This window comes from Streptomyces sp., assembly GCF_050698815.1.
Classification (GTDB): Bacteria; Actinomycetota; Actinomycetes; order Streptomycetales; family Streptomycetaceae; genus Streptomyces.
Genome location: NZ_JBOHCV010000379.1, coordinates 1 through 17,784, shown reverse-complemented (window position 1 = coordinate 17,784; position 17,784 = coordinate 1). Strand labels below are relative to the sequence as shown.

The window sequence follows — 17,784 nt, the reverse complement described above, 5'->3', positions numbered from 1 at the left end:
GGGGCCGCACCGATGAAGTGACCCTTGTCGCCACTCTCGGCCGTCTTGAAGTCCTTGGCGTACTTGTTGAGGTTCTTCCAGTTCTTGATGTCGGGGTGCTTGTCCGCGTAGTACTTCGGCACGAACCAGCCGATGTGCCCGACGACGCCGAGGTCACCGCCGGAGACGACGGTCTTCTTCTCCTCGACGTACTTCTTCTGCTTCTTGGGTACGCCGTGCCAGTCCTCGAGGATGACGTCGGCCTTGCCGCTGTCGAGCGCGTCGAAGGCGACGGGCTCGTCCATCTGCTTGGCCTCGACCTTGACGTCGAGCTCGTCCTCCATGAGCTTCTTGACGACCGCGGCGTTGGCCTGCGCACCGACCCACGACGGCTCGGCGAGGACGACCTTGTCGTCCTTGCCGCCGCCGGCACTGGTGTCGGCGGCAGAGCAGGCGGAGAGGGAGAGCACGCCGAGAACGCCGATGCCGGCTATGAGGGAATGGCGAATCTGCTTGGTTTTCATGAGTGGTTCCTGTTCTTTGTTCTTTGTTCTTTTCTTATGGGGCGGGGAAATCCGCTTGGGGGTGTCCGGGGACGCCTACTCGCGGGAGCGGGCGCCCGCGGGCTGGGACATCCGGTCGAGCATGATGCCGAGGCAGACGATGGCGATACCGGCGGGCAGGCCCTGAGAGAGGATGCCCTTGGACAGGCCCTGCACGACGTCGTAACCGAGCGCGCCGCCGCCGATCAGACCGGCGATGACGACCATCGACAGCACCAGCACGACACCCTGATTGACGCCGACCAGCAGCGACTTACGGGCCAGCGGCAGCTGGACCTGCAGGAGTTGCTGCCCGCCAGTGGCGCCGAGCGAACGCGACGCCTCCATCGCCGCGGGGTCGACGTAGCGCAACCCCTGTGCGGTGATGCGGATGACAGCCGGGGCCGCGTAGATCACGGCCGCGATGATGCCCGCGCTGCGGCTCTGGCCGACGAGTGCGATCACCGGGATCAGGTACACGAACTGCGGCATCGTCTGCATGGTGTCGAGCACCGGACGCAGCATCCGTTCCACGCGCTCGATCCGCGCCGCCAGGATGCCGAACACAAAGCCGACGACCACGGTCACCACCAGTCCGGCGATCACCTGCGAGAGGGTGTCCATCGAGTTCTCCCACAGGCCCATCGCGCCGATCAGGCCCAGGCAGATGAGCCCGGTCAGCGCGGCCCGCCAGGTGGCGACGATGAAGCCGACGACGGCGACCAGCAGCGCAAGTGCCCACCACGGCGTGGTCAGCAGGCCGGAGCGGAGCGGGTTGAGCACGTACTCGGTGAAGCCGTGTGCCCAGGTCACCGTGCCGCCCAGCACCGGGATGCCGGAGCCGAGGTGGTCTGTGAAGAAGTCGACGCCGCTCTGGAGCTGCCGCGTGATGTCCACGATCCAGGCGTCCGGCCATTCGCGCCCACCCAGCGCGGACCCGATGGCGGAGAAGACGCCGATCAGGACGGCGATCAGCCCCCACACCGCAAGCCGAAGCCGCTTCATGAGGCGGGTGGTGCCGGCGGTGGCGACGGCGTCCAGCCGTTCCCCGGCCGCCGAGGTCGTGCGGTCCAGGAGAACGGCGATCAGGACGACGGCGGTGCCCGCGGTGAGCGCGGTGCCGATGTCCAGGCTGCCGAGCGCCTGGTAGATCTCGTCACCCAGGCCCTCCGAACCGATGAGCGACGCGAGGACGACCATCGACAGACACATCATGATGGTCTGGTTGAGGCCCAGCATCATCTGCTTACGCGCCAGCGGAAGCCGTGCGGTCCACAGCCGCTGCCAGGAACTGGACCCCAGCGAGGTGGAAGCCTCCAGCGCGGCCGGGTCGGCACCGCGCAGCCCCAGCGAGGTGAGGCGGGCCATGGGCGGAGCCGAGTAGATGACGGTCGCGATCAGCGCTGACGGGACGCCGATGCCGAACACCAGCAGCAGCGGCAGCAGGTACGCGAACGCCGGCATGACCTGCATGGTGTCGAACACCGGGCGCAGGATCTTCTCGAACCGGTCCGAAAGACCGGACGCGAGGCCGAGCAGCAGTCCGAGCACCGCCGAGGCGAAGACGGCCGCCGTCATCAGGGCCAGCGTCTCCATCGTGGGTTCCCACATGTCCAGCACGCCGCAGACGGCGAACACGGCCAGCGCCGTGCTACCCGTACGCAGGGCGCGCCGGGAGAGGTTCGCGCCGCCCGCCGCCCAGGCGATCAGCGTGCCGACGACCGTGACACCGACCCAGCCCATGGATTCGAGCAGGCTGGTGATGCCGGCCACCGACGTCTCGGCGAAGTTGCTGAGGTGCAGCAGGAAGTAGAGGAAGACCGGGGACTTCTCGCGGTTGTCGACCAGCCAGTTGTCCAGGTCGTTCAGCGGTGTCTTGATGTCCACGGTCCAGCCCTGCGGCCAGGTACCGGAGCCGGTGACGGCCGCGCTGACGACGACGACCAGGACCGTGAGCAGGAGCAGCAGCGCCTTGGGGCTGCCGGCCAGTCGAGCGAGCCCACCAGGGGTGGCCGGCGGCGCGGGCGTCTTGTCCGCCTGCCGCGGCGACGGGGCGTCAGGCGCCCGCTGCTCGCCCTGCTCGGGAAGGGTGGGGGTGCTCATATCAGCCCCCTTGCGGCCCGTGGGGCGGGCAGGGTCTCGACGCACGTGTTCATACGCCGACCACCTCCTTCCCCTTGTCGGGCTCGCCCTCACCGTTCTCGTCGAGGCCGGCGACGACGCCCAGCAGGCAGGCGTGGTCGACGACGCCTATCGTGCGTCCGCCGTCGACGACGCGGCAGTTCTCACCGCTGCGGGCCACGGCCTCGATCGCGTCGGAGACCAGCGTGTCCGGGGTCAGCGCCGCACCGCTGTCGGCCTCTCCCACATCGGCGGGGCGCATGGCGCGGCGTACGGAGATGACCTGCTCGCGGGGGACGTCGCGGACGAAGTCGCGGACGTAGTCGTCGGCCGGGGTCGCGACGATCTGCTCCGGGGTGCCGAGCTGCACGATCTCGCCGTCGCGCATCAGCGCGATCCGGTCGCCCAGCCGCAGCGCCTCGGACAGGTCGTGGGTGATGAAGACCATCGTCCGGCCCTCCTCGTGGTGGAGCCGGATGACCTCCTCCTGCATGTCACGGCGGATCAGCGGGTCCAGCGCGCTGAACGGCTCGTCGAAGAGGAGCACCTCGGGGTCCACGGCCAGGGCGCGGGCCAGGCCCACGCGCTGCTGCTGGCCGCCGGAGAGCTGGCCGGGGCGGCGCTCGCCCAGGCCCTGCAGGCCGACCTTCTCCGCCATCTCGGCGGCCTTGTCGCGGCGTTCGGTCTTGCCCATGCCCTGAATCTCCAGGCCGTAGGCGATGTTGTCGATGACGGTGCGGTGCGGCAGCAGGCCGAAGTTCTGGAAGACCATCGCGGCACGGGTGCGGCGCAGTTCCCGCAGCCGCGCCTTGTCCATGCCGAGCACGTCCTCGCCGTCGATCTCCACCTCACCGGAGGTCGGTTCGATGAGGCGGGTCAGGCAGCGTACGAGGGTGGACTTGCCGGAGCCAGACAGGCCCATCACGACGAAGACCTCGCCCTTGCGCACGTCGAAGGAGACGTCGCGGACGGCGGCGGTGTTGCCGGTGCGCTTGGTCAGCTCGGCGCCGGAGAGGCCGGCCAGCTCCTTGTTGCCGGGGACCCGCTTGCTCCTGGGGCCGAAGACCTTCCACAGATTGCGTACGGATATCACCGGGGTGACCGGGCCAGACTTCTGAGTCTCGGGCATCACGCAACACCTCCCGGTGCGGTAGTCGGATCGGATCGGTCGGCTCGGATGAGATCGGCCGCCTTCTCGCCGACCATCAGTACACCGATCATCGGGTTGACGGCGGGCATGGTGGGGAAGACGGACGCGTCCGCGATGCGGATGCCCTCCATGCCACGGATCTTCAGTTCGGGGTCGACGACCGCGAGTTCGTCGGTGACCGCCCCCATCCGGCAGGTGCCCGCCGGGTGGTAGACGGTGTGCGCCACGTGGCGCGCGTAGGCGCTGATCTCCTCCTCGGAGTTGACCTCGGGGCCGGGGCAGACCTCGCGCTTGAGCCAGCTCGCGAACGGCTCGGACCGCGCGACCTCGCGGGCGAACTTGATGCCGTCCACCAGCGTCTGGCCGTCGTAGTCGTCCTCGTCCGTGAAGTAGCGGAAGTCGAGGGCGGGTTTGACGGCCGGGTCGGCGGAGGTGAGGTAAAGACGGCCGCGGCTGTGCGGCTTGGGGATGTTGGGCGTCAACGACACGCCGTGCGGGGGCCGTTCGTAGCCGATCCGCTCGGGGTTGTCGGTGAACGGGATCTGGTAGAAGTGGAACATCAGGTCCGGGCCGGCCGACGCGGGGTCGCGGCGCAGGAAGAGACCCGCATCGGAGTCCATCGCCGAGTTGTCCGGGATCGGCCCGTCGGTCTCCCAGACGATGACCGACTCGGGGTGGTCCAGCAGGTTCTCCCCCACGCCCGGCAGGTCGTGCGCGACCGGGATGCCCAGCGCCGCCAGGTCCGCCTCCGGGCCGATGCCGGAGTGCATCAGCAGCCGCGGAGTGTCCACGGCGCCCGCGCAGACCAGCACTTCCCGGCCCGCGGAGATCAGCCGCTCGGCGCCGTCCTTCGTACGGACGTGCACGCCGGTCGCCTGCTTGCCGGCCAGCTCCAGCCGGTACGCCCAGGTCTCCAGCAGGATGTGGAGGTTGGGCCGGTCACCGGCCTCGATGTGCGGGTGCAGGTAGGCGACCGAGGCGGAGGAGCGCTTGTTGGTCTCCGGGTGGTACGAGAGGTCGAAGAAGCCGACGCCCTCGTGGAACGGCTCCTTGTTGAAGCCGTCGATCTCCGGCACGTCCAGCGCGTCCTTGGCTGCGGCGATGAAGTCACGGGCGATGTCGTTACGGTCGCCCTCACCCACCGGCACGATGTTGTTGCGCAGCTTCCCGAAGTACGGGTCCATGGCCGCGGCGCCCCAGCCCTTGGCACCGCTCGTCTCCCACTCGTCCCAGTCGGAGGGCAGCGGCCGGAAGGAGATGAGGGTGTTGTGCGACGAGCAGCCGCCGAGCACCTTGGCGCGGCTGTGCCGGATGTAGGAGTTGCCGCGCGGCTGAGCGGTGGTGGGGTAGTCGTAGTCGAGCTCGCCACCGAGCAGCCCGAGCCAGCGGCGCAGCGTCAGCACCTCGGGCCGGTCGATGTCGGACGGCCCGCCCTCGATGAGGGCGACGGTGACGTCCGGGTCCTCGGTGAGCCGCGAGGCGATCACCGACCCGGCCGTACCACCGCCGATGACGACGTAGTCGTAGCTGGATGTGTCGTGCGTGGACATTGCCGTGTTCTGCTCCTTGGGACCCGTGGGGTTCACGCGTTCACGTTCACGGTTCGCGCGTTCGCGTTCGTACGGAGGTGCGGGGCCTTCCGTCATCCGGAGAACCAGCGGACGGGTGCGGGACGAAGGTTCTCGTACACATGCTTGGTCTCGCGGTACTCGGCCAGCCCGTGCGGGCCCAGCTCGCGGCCCACGCCCGACTTGCCGAAGCCGCCCCACTCGGCCTGCGGCAGATAGGGGTGGAAGTCGTTGATCCAGACGGTGCCGTGCCGCAGCCGGCCCGCGACGCGGCGGGCGCGCGCGGTGTCCGCGGAGAAGACGCCCCCGGCGAGGCCGTACTCGGTGTCGTTGGCCAGCGTCACCGCCTCGTCCTCGGTACGGAAGGTCTCGACGGTGAGGATGGGGCCGAAGGTCTCCTCGCGGATCACCTTCATGCCGCGATGGCAGCCGTCGAGCACGGTCGGGGAGTAGAAGTAGCCGGCAGCCGGGCGGACGTCGGACGGCTCGGGACGCTCACCGCCGGTGCGCAGCACCGCGCCCTCGGCCAGCGCGGAGGCGACGTAGGCCTCGGTCTTGGCCAGCTGCTGCGCGGAGACCAGCGGGCCGCACTCGACGCCGTCCTCGGTGCCGCGGCCCAGCCGGATGCGCGCGGCGCGGGCGGCGAGCTCGGCCACGAAGCGCTCGCGCACCGACTCCTCGATGATGAGGCGGGCGCCGGCGGAGCAGACCTGGCCGCTGTGGATGAAGGCGGCGTTGAGCGCCTGGTCGACGGCGGTGTCGAAGCCCTCTTCGGTGGCGCAGGCGTCGGCGAAGACGACGTTGGGGTTCTTGCCGCCCAGCTCCAGCGCCACCTTCTTCACGCTCGGCGCGGCGGCCTGCGCGACCTTCGTACCGGAGACGAGGCCGCCGGTGAAGGAGACCAGGTCCACGTCGGGGTGCTCGGCGAGGCGGGCGCCGACGGGGTCGCCCGCGCCGGTCACCAGGTTCGCCACACCGGCCGGGAGACCGGCCTCGGCGAGCAGCCTGACCAGGTGGACGGTGGTCAGCGGGGTGATCTCGCTGGGCTTGATCACGAAGGTGTCGCCCGCGGCGAGTGCGGGGGCGACCTTCCAGCTGGCCTGGAGGAGGGGATAGTTCCAGGGCGTGATCATCGCGCAGACGCCGACGGGCTCGTGCACGACGACGCTGTGCACGTCCGGGTCACCGGCGTCCACGACCCGGCCGCCGGACTCACCGGCGACGAGGTCGGCGAAGTAGCGGAAGGCGGCGGTGACGTCATCGACGTCGACCCGGCCCTCCTCGAGGGTCTTTCCGGCGTCCCGGGACTCGGTCAGCCCGATCTCCTCGCGGTCCCGCTGCAGGAGGTCGGCGACCCGGCGCAGCAGGGCGGCCCGCTCGGCGACCGGCGTACGGGGCCACTCCCCCGCATCGAAGGCACGGCGCGCGGCGGCGACCGCCGCGTCGGTGTCCTCCACGCCGCCCTCGGCGACGACGGCGAGCGCGGTCGCATCGGCGGGGTCGAGGATCTCCCGCGTCCCTCCGGCGGTGGCGGCCCGCCACTTGCCGTCGACATGAATGCTCTCGATTTCGGACAACCTCTGTACTGCCTTCCGAGCTGACAACGTTGTGCATCGCGGTGATCACTCACCGTGATATGCACGGGACTACAACCATGAGCAGGGCACATGGCAAGAGCGAACCCTGCCCCGTCTGCGCGGTTGCATGTCCGTCTGGGGCAGATAAGTGGGCTTCCTCACTGGCCGAACAGCGACGACGCGGGCGCAGCACCCAAAAGGCAAGCTTTCCGTGACCTCCCGGTGATCAGCGAGACCGGCCCGGACAGGGCTCTGCCGGCACAGCTCCACCGATATTGATCACCGGCGTGCCCTCGCCTGCGTGCGTATCGTTGGACAATGCGGCTGCAGGCGTGGATCGACGCGGCAGCGGGGAGGGAGCTAGCGAACATGGTGACCATCGAACTGACCGACAGGATCGAGACGGCCGTGAGCGGCGAGCTGAGCTTGGACGACCTGTTCGAGCGACTGGAGCGGATGCCCGTCCCCGAGGGCTACAAGACCGAGATCGTCGAGGGGACCGTCACCATGTCGCCGCAACGGGACACGCACTGGGAAATCATCCTGGAGATCGTGGAGCAGCTACGCACCAGGTATGCCAGGAATCGGATCAAGTCGGATGTGCGCTTCGACTTCCCGGGGCATCTGAACGGCTTCGCTCCCGACGTGGTGGCCCTGGGCGAGAACGCGCAGAAGGACGCGCAGGGCCGCTGGCAGCATGAGGACGTCGAGTGCGTCGCGGAGGTCCTCTCCGAGGGCACGGCCAGGAATGACTACGGCAAAAAGAAGCAGGTCTACGCGCTCGCCGAGATCCCCGTGTTCCTGATCGCCGACCCGTACGCGGGCGAGTGCCACCTGTACACGAACCCCAAGGACGGCGGCTACAAGAGCGAACTCACCGTCGCCTTCGGTGAGTCGATCGACCTGACCGGGACAGTCGTCGGCCTGCACCTGGAGACCAAGGACTTCCCGCGCGACTGAGTCCGGGGACCGGGCGACGCGGTCACGGGCCGGAGGGGGACACTCCGTTGCCGCACTCTGCGCCGGAGGGGCAGAAGTAGGTCAGCGCGGTGTCCAGCAGTTCCTTCTCCACCTCCGCGCCGCCGTCCTCGGTCTGGCCGTAGGCGATGATCGCGTACAGCTCGCCGTCCTCCGCCTCGAAGCGGTGGTCGATGACGTGCCGGGTCCCGCCGTGGTCCTCTGAGTCGTAGGTGTACTCCAGGCGGGCCGCCGCGCCGTCGCCGCTGTCGAGGCGGTCGAGGGCATCGCGGTCGTAGTCCTTGTTCCGCTCGGCGTTCTTCTCCGCCAGCTTCAGCGAGGCGTATGGGTCGGCGTCCTCGACCCAGAAGATCTGGACCTGGCGGGAAGCGTCGGAGTCCTCGTAGAAGACGACCTGCGAACCGTTGTCCCCGTCCTGCGCCCGGCGGTCCCAGCCCTCGGGAACCGCGACGCTGAACCCCTCGGGGTCGACGACCAGTTCGTAGCCGGCCGGGGCTATGGCGGACGAGGATGCGCCCGGCTCGTCATCCGGGCCCGTCACCGGATCGTCCGTGGGCGAGGGGGTGGTGGACCCGCTGGCCGTGGACGTGGGCTGCGGCTGGGCCCGGGGCGGCGGCTGCGGCTCATCCTTCCAGCCGAGTGCCCAGGTGCCGAAAACGAACCCGCAGACGGCCAGCACCGCGAACGCGCCCTTCAGCGCCTGCCGTTGCTGTCGCGCCGACTCCTTGTGCCGCTGCGCGCGCAGCGCGTCCGCCTCGTAGTCCACCCAGCGCTGATCGTCCGCGTCGAAGTGAATCATCCGAGCACCTGCGCCGCCGCCTGCACGACGGTGGCAGCAGACGCCAGCAGGCCGATCGCCGTCGCCCCCGTCTCCAGACGGTCCCGCAGGCGGGCCAGCCGGTCCGGGTCGGCGCGGCCCGTACGGGTGATCTCCCCCTCGACCTCGCCCAGTTCGCCGTCCACGTCCCGCGTCTCGTCGGTGGCGGCGAGCACGCGCATGTCCGTACGCAGCGCGCGCACCGCTTCCAGCAGGGCGCGCGTCGCCTCGTCGGTCTGCTGCGGCGGCGCGTTGTAGGTGTACGACGTCGAAGTCGCCTGCCCGTGCTTGCCGGTGGCGATCGCCCCGCCCGACATGGAGCCGATGTGCACGCCCCCACCCGCTCCCGCCCCCGCGTCGTGCTCGTCGGACCCGGCGCCGCCGGGCCGGGCGTCGCCCGAGGTCATGTCATGGTCCTCTCCACGTGCTGGGCATTGCCGTGCTTCCCGGTGGCGACGGCGCCGCCGCTCACCTCCTTGATGAACACTCCCCCGTCGCGGACGTTCACGATCTGCTGCTCGAAGCGGTCCGTGCGATAGCCGCGCTGCTCCAGCGCGTCCCGCACCCCACTGGCGATCCGGTCCTGAACCGTCTTGATGTACCGGCTCACGTCCATCTCCTGGAACAGCGACAGCTCGGTCGTGCTCGCCAACTCCCGTACGGACACCAGCGGCGCGTCCGGAGCCGCGTACTCGGGAGGGGCGAGCCAGACCCGGCAGACCGAGGCGAGCGTGCGCAGCCCCGCCACCCCGGCGGCCACGGTCACGGTGGGCGCGGTGAGCAGGGCACGCACACCCTCGCGCAACGGCCCGTCGGCGCGGCGCCCGGTGATCGCGTCCGCTTCCCTGAACCCTTCGGCGATCGGCCCCAGCACATGGGGCACGACCTCCAGCACCAGCATCCCGCCCTGGGTGTGCACGCGGACGAGCAGCGAGACGACCACCTGCTCCTGCCACGCGCCGATCCGGATGCGGAGGAAGTGACGGCGGGACTCCCCGCCGTCGTCGACCGCCTCCGCCAGGTGCTCCAGCACGCTGTCCTGCTCGTACACACCGCAGTCACGGCGCACACCGGCGGGGAGGTAGACGAACTCCTCGATCTCCAGTGCCCGCAGCCGGTCCCGGCTGGTGCGCGCGGTCGCATCGCGCAGGGCGACCAGTCGGGGCCTGATCATGTCGATCACCTGACGGCTGGAGAGCGCCGCCTCGCCCTGCGCCGGCACACCCGGCTGCTCCTTCTTCCGTTGCAGCTCCAGGGCGAACGACCAGGGCTGGTGCGGAATTCCGGCACCCACGAAAGGGCGGTTGGGGTCGTAGAGGGTGGCGCCGGTGTGCTGCTCGCGGGCGATGGCCTCGCCGAGGCGGCGGTAGCGCTCGCCCTGCGGCAGCTCGGGCTGCGGGGTCTCGGCGAAGGTCTCCCGGCCCAACTGCTCGCGCAGCACCGCGGTCATCCTGATCCGGTGCACCCAGACCACACCGGCCAGCAGCAGCGGGAAGATCACCGGATAGGGATTGTCGGGGAGTTCCGTCAGCGCGCTGATCCAGTAGAAGACCGCGAACAGGCGGGCGTAGTAGGTGACGAGGCGGCCTGACCAGCGCCGGACAGCGGACTGGACCCGTGAGCGGGGCCCGCTCCCCGCCGCGTGCACCAGCGTCTCCCGCCCCGAGAGGGCGCGGCCCGCCCACAGCGCGAGGACGACCCCGGCGTACAGCAGCACCCAGCCGGTGGCCAGTTCCGACAGTGACGATGATCCATGGTCGCTCAGCGGCAGGACCATCGACAGGAATTCGTCGGCGGAGAGGTCGAGTTCCCCTCCGTAGCTGTCATCCAGCGCGTCCCACGTCATGACGGCGGAGACGAGGAAGAAGCCGATCCAGACTGCCAACATGGCCAGCGCGGTGTGCACTTCCTGCCGACGAGCGCGTAACGCGTGGGCGAGTACGGGCCGTACGTCCACACCGAGCGACGGCGGCACGGGCCGCTCGGCATGGCCGACCAGCTCATCGATGACGCGTTGCCGGAAGGCGGCGTTCAACCGCACCCCCGCGCACAGCAGCCGAGTCGCCTCGCTGTGCGTGTGCATGCGCGGTGCGTAACTCAAGACAGGCCCCCGTTTCCCCACCAGGTCCGTTCAGGGAGAGCCCGAAGATTACCGGAGCCCGGCCCCAGGCGGCCACGGACCGGAAACACCTGTGGATAACTCTTCGGGAACGGCGGATACTTCGCACGGGTGCTCTGCGAGCGAACACTTCCCCAGCCGGATGCCATCGTTGGGGCGGTGGAACAAGAGTACCGAGGGGGGTAACGTCCCTGCTGATACTTGAGAGTATGTTCCAACCGACCACCGGGGGGCGGATCGTGACATTCGATGAGTGGGAGCAGGTCAAGGCCGCAGTCGCCCACCGTGACTCGACACAGATGCAGCTCAATCAGCTGCCGGCGTCCGGTGGCAGCGGAGGCGGGGCACGCGGGGACCTGACCGTCCACGACAACGAGCTCGGAGCGTTGGGAAACATCGCGCACGAGCTGCGCGGACGGCTGTCGACCGACGGCGACCACGCCCGGCAGACGACGTTCGACGCATCCGTCCAGCTGTTCAACGACGGCTTGGAGACGGGTTCCGGGCTGACCGAGCTGCACGACGCCTGGAGCACACAACTCGGCACGCTCAAGGAAGCCTGTGCGCATATCTCCAACCACCTCGACTACTCGCGCTCCGCACACAATAAGGACGAAAACAAGATCGCCACAGAGATGCGGAACGCAGGCGGCGAGCGGATGACCGTGTCCAGGATCAGCGACTATCTGAAGTAGGGGGCCGGCACCATGGTGTCGTGGGGGGAGCTCAACGATCTCCGGCTGGGGAAGCTGAAGGACGCGGTCTCCGAATGGGGCGAAATGACCGCCAAACTGGAGAAGCTCGCCGACGGAGGGGGCGAGGGGACCAGTGCCGCGGCGCTGGAGAAGAAGGCGCAGGCGGCCGACTGGACCGGTCAGAACGCCACTGTCACAAGGGAGTTCGTGACGAAGACGGCCCGTGAGTTCGACGACGCGGTCAGTCAGGCCCGCAGTGTCCGTAACCTCCTGCGGGGTGTCCACTCGGACTTCCAGAGCTACAAGGAGAAACAGGAAACCATCCGGGCGGATGCCGCGCGGAAGAACCTTTACATTGAGAGCACCGGCGCCGTGAAGTCATCCGTCCCGTCACCGCGAGTTGTTGGTGGCGGCGAGCTGCTGCACAAGCCCACGCAGAAGGAAGCTGACGGGATCGCCGCGGACGTAAAGAAACTACTGCATGATGCAAAGACACAGACCGCATCGCGGCGCGAGGCCTGCGCAAGCTGGCCAAGGGAAAGTACGACTTCTCCGATACTCAGTACACCGGCATCAAGGACGCCGACAAGCATCAGGCACGGGCCGACGCCGACACCGCGGTGAACCTCGCGTCCGGCGGCAACATGTCCGACCCGGAGCTGCGGCGCTTCAACGAAATCGCGAAGAACCAGCGCGGCGACTCCGTATTCGCCGAGCGGTTCGCCACCGGGATGGGTGGCGAGGGGACCCTCCGGTCCTGGCGCAGCCTCGCCGAGTCGGGTCAGCGGAACGAGGACGGCGCACGCGCCAAGCTGCTCGGGAAGTTCCAGAACAACCTCAGCATGACTCTGGCCACGGCCTCCCACGGCGACAGCCCGGCGATGGACAAGTGGAAGCAGGACGTCATCGCGGCCGGCCCCAAGGAGTTCGGCCACGAGTCCAGCAGGGTCAAACCGTACGGTTTCCAGATCATGGGCAACCTCATGGGCCAGGGCAAGTTCGACAAGGCTTTCCTGCACGACTACGGCGACAAGCTGTACGCGTTCGAGAGGGACAAGGGGCAGGATCCCGCAGCCGTATGGGCCGACCCCGGCCGGGGCACCGCCGACCTCGACTACACGGGCAAGAGCGAGAGCCGGGGCACCGATCCGATGACCGGTTTCCTCAAGGCGTCAAGTCACAACCCGGCATACGCGACAGAGCTGTTCAAAGACGATGACAAGGCCGACTACCTGCTCAAGGAACGCGAGTACTACAGCGACGTCGACCCGCACGGCCGAGGCTGGGGGGACGACGGCCCGATGGAGTCCCGCGAGGCCCTGGGCAAGGCTCTCTACGCCGGGGGGAGCGGCATGGACCCCGACAACCCGGGTGCGGGCTACGTCAAGGATGATGAAGGCCAAAAGCAGGTCATGAAGGGAGCGCTGGAGCGACTGGCGGGAGAGGAGAACGACTTCCCGCCCGAGCTTCGTGACGACATGGCCAACCTCATCGGCCACCACGGCGACGACGCCCACAAGACGATGGGCGCGCCGCTCGGCGGCGGCCCCATGAACGAAGACCATCTCCTCGAAGTCAGCAAGCAGATCTCCAGGAACCAGAACTCCTACGCCCTGCTCAACGAGCAGATGAACGCTGCCATGATCCACGACATCCAAACGGAGACGAGCCACCCCAGGGACAGCCTGACCGGGTCCGGGCGCACAGTCGGCTTCCTGGAAGAAGCCCGCTATCTGGCCATCAATGACGAAGAGAAGGGGGATCTGCGGGACGCGTCCTGGAAGCAAGGTTGGTCCAACAGCACGGCGGGCGCGACTCTCGGCTACGTCCCCGTCGCCGGCCCCGCCATCACCTCTGGGGTCAACCTTGTCACTCAGGGGATGTACGAAGACGAGGTCGAACGCGCAGAGGATGCGGGGACCATCGCCAGCAAGGACACGGGCGATGACCGTAAGGCCCAGCTCAGAGCCCTCAGCAACGAGTGGTACTTCCGCAATCGCGAATGGGCGGAGAGCCCGTCCCAGAATTATTCGAAGCACGACATCGAGTCCCTTATCGGCGGCGCATCCAATCATGGGAAGCACGACGCTCGCGAGGACGCAGGAGAACAGTAGTGAAGCGATACGTGTCCATCATGGCCGCAGTCGTTGCTGTCGGCCTCACGGTTACACTCACCGGCTGCTCCAGCGGTGGGCGGGGGTACGCCACTCCCACCAAGACCTGCGGGATTCCGGTGAAGAAGGATGCGCTTCTCCCTCTCCTGCCTGACGGCGAGAATGTGGGGGAAGAATCCGCTGGGTCCGTCACTTCCGATCGTGGATGCGACGTTATCGTAGATGAACGGGTCGTTCTATCTGTGTACGAGGCTTACGTGGACAAGCTGTACGATCCGATGGCCGACCTTGAGAGCTACAAGTTCAAGCACAGGAAGCCCATTCAGCGCCTCCCTTTCGCCGGGAAAGGTGCAGTCGGGCATACCAACGCGATGATCAGCACGAAGTGCGGCGGCCCGAAGGTGAAATACCTGCTTGTCGACATCGACGTTGACAAGGCAGTCAACAGTGACGTGAAGCAGCGCCGCAAAGACATGGAGCGCTTCGTCGAAGCATATGTACCGAACGCACAGAAGAAGCTGAAGTGCACGGCGTAGCGTTCCATGACGTCACTGGCGCTGAGCGCTATCGGGGCTCGCGTCGACGTCGATGGGGTGCGAGGCGTTCGCCGCGGCTGTGGGCCACGCGGAGCGCGTCGCGCAGGGCTTCCGTCGTGCGGGTCAGGGCGAAGCGGACCGCGTGTTCGCCGGCCCGGGCGTCCCGAAGTACCGTACGGGCGCCCGTCAGTACGTCCATCCCACTGCTCATCTGCGCGTCTTCCACGTCGTCGGCCAGACCGGCAAGGACACCCTGCCCGTCGGAGCTGAGGAAGCACGGCTTGCCCTCCGGAGAGGACCACGGCAACAGCCGCAGCCCCGGGGGAACAAGCGGCAGCAACAGCCCAGGTGTCGCCATGTCGCGGTTGCTCGAGTGGTCGTTCACCGCTGCTCCCCTTCGGCGTCGGCGCCGTCCGGTCGGGGCGGCTCGTCACTTACTATTGCCGAGTGGACACGCTGGGTACACGATTGCGGTGTCACCAAGTGACGCCCGTGGACAGTGATGCGGAGGTCCCGTCCGGATGCTGGAGCTGAACAACGAAGCCGACAGCAAGCCCACGCCCCGGTCATTACTGGGGCGCCGACTGCGCAGGCTGCGGGAGAAGGCGGAGCTGTCCCAGCGGGCGCTCGCCGAACACGTCGGCTACCCGCACACGTACATCAGCCGGGTCGAGCGCGGTGAACAGCTCCCGTCCGATGTCCTCGCCGAAGACCTCGACACCCACTTCGCCACGGACGGCCTCTTCGCCGAACTGCTGACCATGGCGCAGGACTCCTCGATCCCCGACTACGGCCGCGTCATCGTCGACAGCGAGGACCGGGCGGTGCGCATCCAGGTCTTCGGCAGCAGCCTGGTTCCCGGCCTGTTGCAGACCGAGGATTACGCGCGCGCCCTGTTCCGCGCCTCGCTCCCTCGTGAGTCCGAGGAGCAGATCGACGAGCGCGTCGAGACGCGGATGCGCCGCAAGAGCGTCTTCGAGAAGGACGACAAGCCCTTGTTCTGGGCGATCATGGACGAAGCCGCCCTGCGGCGTCCGATGGGCGGTGCGAAGTGCATGAAGGGCCAGATCTACCACCTCCTCAAGGCCGTTCAGGCGCCGTACATCTCGCTTCAGGTACTGCCCTTCGCACAGGGTGAACACCCCTTGCTGGGCGGAAGCTTGAGTCTGCTGACCCATCGCAGCGGCGCTACGATCGGATACGTGGAAAGCTTCGCCTCCGGCGATCCGGTGGAGTCGCCGAGCAGGATTCTTGAGCTCACGCAACGCTTTGACATCGCCCGTTCAAAGGCGTTGCCGGAGAACGAGACTCTCGACATGATCCGCGACTACCTGAAGGGGTACGACGACGATGAGGACGATTCCTGACGCGAGCTCGCTGTCGGGCTGGCGCAAGTCCAGCTACAGCAACGGCGAGGGGGCCGAGTGCGTCGAGGTTGCCGACGGCTTCCCCGCCGGGGTCCCTGTCCGTGACAGCAAGAGCCCGCACGGTCCGGCGCTCGTCTTCGAGTCGGCCTCATGGACCTCATTCGTCTCGGCCGTGAAGGATACGGAGAGCCCCATCGTCTGACCTGACACTGCCAAGAGGGCGGCACCCACCGCGAGATGGGGCCGCCCTCTTGCGCGTATTCCCGCAGGTCGCACCGGATCGCGGGGACGACGACCCGGTGGGCCGCGACCCGGTCACCCGCGACGCTTCCAAAGAACCCTGGAAAGGAACTTCCCAACCCCACCCCACCAACTCCCCTCATCACCGGATCAGGTGACGAGGTGGCAGATACGCGGTCGGGCACGGTACGGTCGCGCCATAACCGCACAAAGCAACGGCCCCCGGCGGGACTGCAATCCCGGTCCGAGGGCCTGATCACCAGGAAGAAAAGGCCCTTCCCAATGACTTCGGCTGAGTCTATCGCGCGTGTCTCCGCGCGCCCCGCGTCGAGTGCCGCCGGCGTGACGCACGTACGCCACCGCCACGAGTCCCACTTCACCGTGGTCGGCAACCATCTCGCCCAGCACCCCACCCTCTCCGCGACGGCCATCGGCATCGCCGTACGCATCCAGTCCCTGCCCGACGGCGCCAGGGTGGGCGTGAAGGCTCTCGCCGCGCACTTCCGAGAGAGCGAGCAGCGGATCGCCGCCGCGCTGCGCGACCTTGAGGCGGCGGGGTACCTCCAGCGACGTACGGAACGGGCCGCCGGACAGCGCATCGTGACCCGTACGACGTGGCACGAGTGCCCCGGCTCGCCCGCATCCAGCGGCGGCCCGCGCCCAGCAGGCCACAGGAGGGGCCGGGACGGGGAGGCTGGTCCGGAACACCGTGGGGCCTCCCCAGCGAAGCAAGGGGACGTGATTTGTGGGCCGCGAGGCAAGGGTTCCGCGACGCCAACGGCAGCGCGGCCCGTAAATCACACCGTTCCGGACCGGCCGGACCGGGACGGCCCCGCACCCACCCGTACAGCAGCCATCCTGCTCACCGGCCTGCGCGCCGTCGACCCCCGTCTCCTGCTCTCCCCACGGGACATCGCACGCCTCACCCCCGCCGTGTCCACCTGGCTGGACCGCGGCGTCCCACCGGCGCAGGTGGCCCGCACCCTCTCCGCCACCCTCCCGCCCGGCGACATCCGCTGGCCTGCCCGCCTGCTGGCTCACCGCCTCACGGAATGGCTCCCGCCGACACTGCCACCCCGCCCGCCCGCGCCGACGATCGTCCCGCTCCAGACCTGCGACGGCTGCGACCGGGCCTTCCGCGCCCCCACCCCCGGCCACTGCCGCGACTGCCGCGGTGCGCCCGCCAGCTCTTGAAAGAGGCCAGGATGAGCCTGACCACGCTGGATCTGGATGACGAGGCTCTGGCGGCGGCCATGAGGCTCGCCGGAGTCACGGACAAGCAAGACGCCGTGAACACGGCCCTGCGCGAGTACGCCGCACGCCACCACCGCATCGCCGCGCTTGAGCTAGACGAGGGACCGGACCGGGGTCACGACTCCTGACGTAAGGCGAGATCCGCCGCGCTCCAACCCAGCGCCGAACGCCGCTTGTACACGGCTTGCGCGAAGTCCATGCGCCGTCCGGCAGCCCGGTATGCCCGATCCTCCCGGTGGGCCGACGGCACGCTCCAGGTCGTGTGGTGGCGGCCGGTTTCCGTCCGTTCCGGCCCAGCAGGCCCCTTTCCGGCGGTGGTCCGTAGCGACACTGACCGCCCGGAGCGCGCCACGATGGGGGAACGACCTCGTCATCACACGAAAGAGGGCCCGTGCAAGCCGGACGGTGCCGGTGTGCACGGGCCCTCGAGGGGCGGCAGTCCCTCAGAGGAGGCCGAGGCCGCGGACCGCTTCGCGCTCGTCCGAGAGCTCCTGGACGGACGCGTCGATGCGGGTGCGGGAGAAGTCGTTGATCTCCAGGCCCTGGACGATCTCGTACGAGCCGCCGGCCGTGGTGACCGGGAACGAGGAGATCAGGCCTTCCGGGACGCCGTAGGAGCCGTCCGAGGGGATGCCCATCGAGGTCCAGTCGCCGGCCGGGGTGCCGTTGACCCAGGTGTGGACGTGGTCGACGGCGGCGTTGGCGGCGGAGGCCGCGGAGGAGGCGC

18 protein-coding genes and 1 pseudogene are annotated in these 17,784 nt (G+C 68.6%); 9 read left to right on the top strand and 10 right to left on the bottom strand.

Features of this window, described 5'->3' with window-relative positions; genetic code table 11:
• The 5 genes from ACRDP3_RS13870 to ACRDP3_RS13850 all read right to left on the bottom strand — a co-directional run.
• Nucleotides 1-503 (bottom strand): glycine betaine ABC transporter substrate-binding protein (locus ACRDP3_RS13870; protein ID WP_431517225.1); only part of this gene is annotated, 503 nt, incomplete at its 3' end.
• Between the two features lie 75 nt (nucleotides 504-578).
• Nucleotides 579-2,624 (bottom strand): ABC transporter permease, encoded by a 2,046-nt coding sequence (locus tag ACRDP3_RS13865; RefSeq protein WP_431517224.1) that lies wholly within the window; start codon nucleotides 2,622-2,624, stop codon nucleotides 579-581.
• 49 nt (nucleotides 2,625-2,673) lie between these two features.
• The gene (locus ACRDP3_RS13860) at nucleotides 2,674-3,771 is read right to left on the bottom strand and encodes a quaternary amine ABC transporter ATP-binding protein (RefSeq protein WP_431517223.1); all 1,098 of its coding nucleotides are present in this window, start codon (nucleotides 3,769-3,771) and stop codon (nucleotides 2,674-2,676) included.
• On the bottom strand, nucleotides 3,771-5,342 hold the full coding sequence (locus ACRDP3_RS13855; protein ID WP_431517222.1) for a GMC family oxidoreductase: 1,572 nt from the start codon (nucleotides 5,340-5,342) through the stop codon (nucleotides 3,771-3,773). The genes ACRDP3_RS13860 and ACRDP3_RS13855 overlap by 1 nt, the downstream gene beginning before the upstream one ends.
• Before the next feature lie 92 nt (nucleotides 5,343-5,434).
• On the bottom strand, nucleotides 5,435-6,937 hold the full coding sequence (locus tag ACRDP3_RS13850) for an aldehyde dehydrogenase family protein (protein WP_431517221.1): 1,503 nt from the start codon (nucleotides 6,935-6,937) through the stop codon (nucleotides 5,435-5,437).
• A 369-nt stretch (nucleotides 6,938-7,306) separates the two neighbouring features.
• Here ACRDP3_RS13850 and ACRDP3_RS13845 point away from each other — a divergent pair, with 369 nt between their 5' ends.
• Nucleotides 7,307-7,897, top strand: coding sequence for a Uma2 family endonuclease (locus ACRDP3_RS13845; protein ID WP_431517220.1), 591 nt, complete (start codon nucleotides 7,307-7,309; stop codon nucleotides 7,895-7,897).
• A gap of 22 nt (nucleotides 7,898-7,919) precedes the next feature.
• Here ACRDP3_RS13845 and ACRDP3_RS13840 read toward each other — a convergent pair whose 3' ends face one another.
• The 3 genes from ACRDP3_RS13840 to ACRDP3_RS13830 are packed head-to-tail and all read right to left on the bottom strand — an operon-like array spanning nucleotide 7,920 to nucleotide 10,815.
• Nucleotides 7,920-8,714 carry a hypothetical protein gene (locus tag ACRDP3_RS13840; protein ID WP_431517219.1) on the bottom strand — a complete coding sequence of 265 codons (795 nt, stop codon included), beginning with the start codon at nucleotides 8,712-8,714 and terminating at the stop codon, nucleotides 7,920-7,922.
• Nucleotides 8,711-9,139, bottom strand: coding sequence for a hypothetical protein (locus ACRDP3_RS13835; protein WP_431517218.1), 429 nt, complete (start codon nucleotides 9,137-9,139; stop codon nucleotides 8,711-8,713). The genes ACRDP3_RS13840 and ACRDP3_RS13835 overlap by 4 nt, the downstream gene beginning before the upstream one ends.
• Entirely contained in the window at nucleotides 9,136-10,815 is a 1,680-nt protein-coding gene (locus ACRDP3_RS13830) for a hypothetical protein (protein ID WP_431517217.1), read from the bottom strand. Before ACRDP3_RS13830 ends, ACRDP3_RS13835 begins: the two co-directional genes overlap by 4 nt.
• A 275-nt stretch (nucleotides 10,816-11,090) precedes the next feature.
• Here ACRDP3_RS13830 and ACRDP3_RS13825 point away from each other — a divergent pair, with 275 nt between their 5' ends.
• The 4 genes from ACRDP3_RS13825 to ACRDP3_RS13810 are packed head-to-tail and all read left to right on the top strand — an operon-like array spanning nucleotide 11,091 to nucleotide 14,196.
• Entirely contained in the window at nucleotides 11,091-11,546 is a 456-nt protein-coding gene (locus ACRDP3_RS13825; protein ID WP_431517216.1) for a hypothetical protein, read from the top strand.
• A gap of 12 nt (nucleotides 11,547-11,558) precedes the next feature.
• On the top strand, nucleotides 11,559-12,170 hold the full coding sequence (locus ACRDP3_RS13820; RefSeq protein WP_431517215.1) for a hypothetical protein: 612 nt from the start codon (nucleotides 11,559-11,561) through the stop codon (nucleotides 12,168-12,170).
• A complete protein-coding gene (locus ACRDP3_RS13815) occupies nucleotides 12,167-13,660 on the top strand; it encodes a hypothetical protein (RefSeq protein WP_431517214.1) in 1,494 nt (497 codons plus the stop codon). The genes ACRDP3_RS13820 and ACRDP3_RS13815 overlap by 4 nt, the downstream gene beginning before the upstream one ends.
• A complete protein-coding gene (locus ACRDP3_RS13810; protein WP_431517213.1) occupies nucleotides 13,660-14,196 on the top strand; it encodes a hypothetical protein in 537 nt (178 codons plus the stop codon). Before ACRDP3_RS13815 ends, ACRDP3_RS13810 begins: the two co-directional genes overlap by 1 nt.
• 28 nt (nucleotides 14,197-14,224) lie before the next feature.
• Here ACRDP3_RS13810 and ACRDP3_RS13805 read toward each other — a convergent pair whose 3' ends face one another.
• Nucleotides 14,225-14,554 carry a hypothetical protein gene (locus ACRDP3_RS13805; protein WP_431517226.1) on the bottom strand — a complete coding sequence of 110 codons (330 nt, stop codon included), beginning with the start codon at nucleotides 14,552-14,554 and terminating at the stop codon, nucleotides 14,225-14,227.
• Between the two features lie 163 nt (nucleotides 14,555-14,717).
• On the opposite strand from ACRDP3_RS13805, the gene ACRDP3_RS13800 reads away from it, so the two are divergent.
• From ACRDP3_RS13800 to ACRDP3_RS13785, 4 genes are all read left to right on the top strand, one after another.
• Nucleotides 14,718-15,563, top strand: coding sequence for a helix-turn-helix domain-containing protein (locus ACRDP3_RS13800; protein ID WP_431517212.1), 846 nt, complete (start codon nucleotides 14,718-14,720; stop codon nucleotides 15,561-15,563).
• Nucleotides 15,547-15,765 carry a DUF397 domain-containing protein gene (locus ACRDP3_RS13795; RefSeq protein ID WP_431517211.1) on the top strand — a complete coding sequence of 73 codons (219 nt, stop codon included), beginning with the start codon at nucleotides 15,547-15,549 and terminating at the stop codon, nucleotides 15,763-15,765. The genes ACRDP3_RS13800 and ACRDP3_RS13795 overlap by 17 nt, the downstream gene beginning before the upstream one ends.
• 380 nt (nucleotides 15,766-16,145) lie before the next feature.
• Nucleotides 16,146-16,997: a helix-turn-helix domain-containing protein gene (locus ACRDP3_RS13790; RefSeq protein WP_431517210.1), complete on the top strand. Its 852-nt coding sequence runs from the start codon at nucleotides 16,146-16,148 to the stop codon at nucleotides 16,995-16,997.
• An 11-nt stretch (nucleotides 16,998-17,008) separates the two neighbouring features.
• Nucleotides 17,009-17,185: a type II toxin-antitoxin system VapB family antitoxin gene (locus ACRDP3_RS13785; protein ID WP_431517209.1), complete on the top strand. Its 177-nt coding sequence runs from the start codon at nucleotides 17,009-17,011 to the stop codon at nucleotides 17,183-17,185.
• 315 nt (nucleotides 17,186-17,500) lie between these two features.
• Here the strand turns inward: ACRDP3_RS13785 and ACRDP3_RS13780 are convergent.
• Nucleotides 17,501-17,784, bottom strand: a pseudogene (locus ACRDP3_RS13780) (malate dehydrogenase); the annotation flags it as partial.